Origin of the sequence: Novosphingobium sp. Fuku2-ISO-50, from assembly GCF_001519055.1 — a bacterium.
GTDB lineage: Bacteria > Pseudomonadota > Alphaproteobacteria > Sphingomonadales > Sphingomonadaceae > Novosphingobium.
Genome location: NZ_KQ954316.1, coordinates 1 through 2,532 on the forward strand (window position 1 = coordinate 1; position 2,532 = coordinate 2,532).

General features: G+C 62.0%; 3 protein-coding genes. 2 read left to right on the top strand and 1 reads right to left on the bottom strand.

From position 1 onward, the window contains the following. Positions 1-105 precede the first annotated feature (105 nt). Together AQZ50_RS19830 and AQZ50_RS19835 are read left to right on the top strand one after the other, a co-directional pair. Entirely contained in the window at positions 106-975 is an 870-nt protein-coding gene (locus AQZ50_RS19830; RefSeq protein WP_067749417.1) for a tyrosine-type recombinase/integrase, read from the top strand. Positions 976-984: 9 nt separating this feature from the next. Then, a complete protein-coding gene (locus AQZ50_RS19835) occupies positions 985-2,172 on the top strand; it encodes an IS91 family transposase (protein WP_067749420.1) in 1,188 nt (395 codons plus the stop codon). Positions 2,173-2,286: 114 nt separating this feature from the next. On the opposite strand, the gene AQZ50_RS19840 is transcribed toward AQZ50_RS19835, so the two are convergent. Further along, positions 2,287-2,484, bottom strand: a complete 198-nt coding sequence (locus AQZ50_RS19840) for a hypothetical protein (protein WP_067749423.1) — start codon at positions 2,482-2,484, stop codon at positions 2,287-2,289. Positions 2,485-2,532: the final 48 nt, after the last annotated feature.

Sequence of the window (2,532 nt, forward strand, 5' to 3'; positions counted from 1 at the left end):
ATTGAACGAACCCGCTGAGGCGGGAGAGGAGTGCGTATTGGCTGGAATGGCCTCCTGATGGGAAGGTTTGGTTGCTGAGACCAACCCTGACCAGGAGACCACCCCATGACTGAAGCCACGACAGCGGTAAGCCCGCTGCGCCGTCGTATGATCGACGATATGAGCCTGCGCAACCTGTCACCTGCTACGCAGCGATCCTACATTCACGCAGTCAAACGTTTCAGCCGGTATCACGGCCACTCGCCGGATCGCCTCGGTTTGGAGGATGTCCGCGCCTTTCAAGTCTATCTGGTGTCGCAAGGCATTTCATGGGCCGCGCTCAACCAGACGGTCTGCGCCCTTCGTTTCTTCTACGGCGTGACGTTGGACCGGGCGGAGATCCCGGAGCGGATCGCTTACGCGCGCACGCCGCGTAAACTGCCGGCGATCCTGAGTGCTGACGAGGTCGTTCGCTTTCTCGAAGCGGTGTCATCGCTGAAGGCACGCGCCGCACTGACTACGGCCTACGCCGCAGGCCTTCGTGCCTCGGAGGCGGTGAGTCTGAAGGTCGCGGATATCGACAGCGACCGGATGTTGATCCAGGTCCGCCACGGTAAAGGCGCAAAGGACCGCACAGTCATGCTGTCGCCGCAGTTGCTGGGCATTTTGCGGACCTACTGGCGACTGGCCCGCCCTGAGGAATGGCTGTTTCCCGGCCGGGGTGACAAGCCGATCGATGTCCAGGTCCTGCATGCGGCCTGCCGGTCGGCAACCAAGGCGGCGGGCCTGGTCAAGCGGGTCAGCGTGCATACGCTGCGCCACAGCTTTGCGACCCATCTGCTTGAGAGCGGTACGGATATCCGGATTATCCAGGTTTTGCTGGGACACGGCAACCTGTCGACGACGGCGCGCTACACCCATGTGGCGACCAGCACGATCGCCAGTACGCAGAGCCCATTCGACCGCTTGACCCTTGAGGTGGTGCCACCGGCCTGAGCGGCAACGGTGCGTTCCAAACTGGAGGTGGCGGATATTTTCCGCCGCCATGGCCACGCTTATCGCCAAGCTCATGACGGCCATATCGGCCGCGTGGAGCGCCGCGTCATGTCGGCGATCGAACTGTGCCGAACTGCTGCGCTCGGTGGTCATATCGAGGCCTGTGAAGACTGCGCGCATGCGCGTGTCGCCTATAATTCATGCCGCAATAGGCATTGTCCGAAGTGCCAGAGCGCGACGCGCGAACGGTGGCTTGCCGACCGTCAGGCCGATCTGCTGCCGGTGCCCTATTTCCACGTCGTGTTTACGGTGCCGAGCGAAGTCGCCGAGATCGCGTTCCACAACAAGGCCGTGGTCTATACCATCCTGTTCGACGCCGTCGCGGCAACGCTCAAGACCATCGCCGCAGATCCCAAGCACCTCGGCGGGGAGATCGGGTTCCTGGCCATTCTTCACACTTGGGGACAGGCGCTCACGCATCACCCGCATATTCACTGTCTCGTCCCTGGTGGCGCCCTCTCGCGGGATGGTCGGTGGCTCGGTTGCCAACCGAACTTCTTCCTACCCGTCCATGTTCTGTCACGCCTGTTTCGTCGGCTATTCCTCGAACGGCTTCAGGCAGCACATGTGGCCGGACGGTTGCACTTCTCCGGTGAGCTGGATGGGTTTGACGACGCCGATGTCTTCGCCGCGGCGATCCGGAAGCTGCGTCGCAAGAACTGGATCGTCTATGCCAAGCCGCCGTTCGGATCGCCCGAACATGTTCTCGCCTATCTTGGCCGCTACACACACCGGGTTGCGATCGCCAACAGCCGCCTGGTCAGCGCCGACGAGATCAGCGTGACCTTCCGCTGGCGCGATTATCGTCATGGCAACGCGTCCAAACTTATGGCGCTCGATCCGCACGAGTTCATTCGCCGCTTCCTCATCCACAGCCTGCCGGACGGCTTTCATCGAATCCGCCACTACGGTTTTCTCGCCAATGGTTGTCGCCGTGCACGGCTCGCCACCATCCGGCACCTCCTGATCCTGGAGACGCCGACTGCGGCCGCTGCCGCCGAAGTCGGCGACACCACGAGGCAGCTCCCGCACTTTGACCCAACCCAGTGTCCATGCTGTGGCGGCATTCTGCGGATCACCGCCGCCCTGCCACGATGGCGCATCGGGCGGCTACAACCTTGGCCCGATACATCATGACCACAAGAGATCGATCCGGCATCAAACACAACAGCGTTGCGGTACCAGCGCCGTCGAACGCGACGCTCCCCCATGCCTCGTATCTTACAGATCCGCTCGCCGAACAAAATTACTTCAAGGCAACCAGTGCATGTTGCCGATCGGCGCGCCGATCGCCTCGTCCGATGGTATCAATTCGGCATCGTCATCATTGGTACGGTGATCTTGGATCATCCAAGACCGGCCGACAGCGACAAGTTTTGTCGCACTAATCCCATAGGTCCCGCGCGCGTCAGCGGGTTCGCTCAATCCGGCTTCAATGAGGTCGCGCACAGCGCCAAGCCCGACCCTCGGCGCCGCGCGACCTCACAGAACCCTCCA

Coding starts and splice junctions, on each gene's coding strand:
- AQZ50_RS19830 (WP_067749417.1), top strand. CDS start 106: ATGACTGAAGCCACGACAGCGGTAAGCCCGCTGCGCCGTCGTATGATC.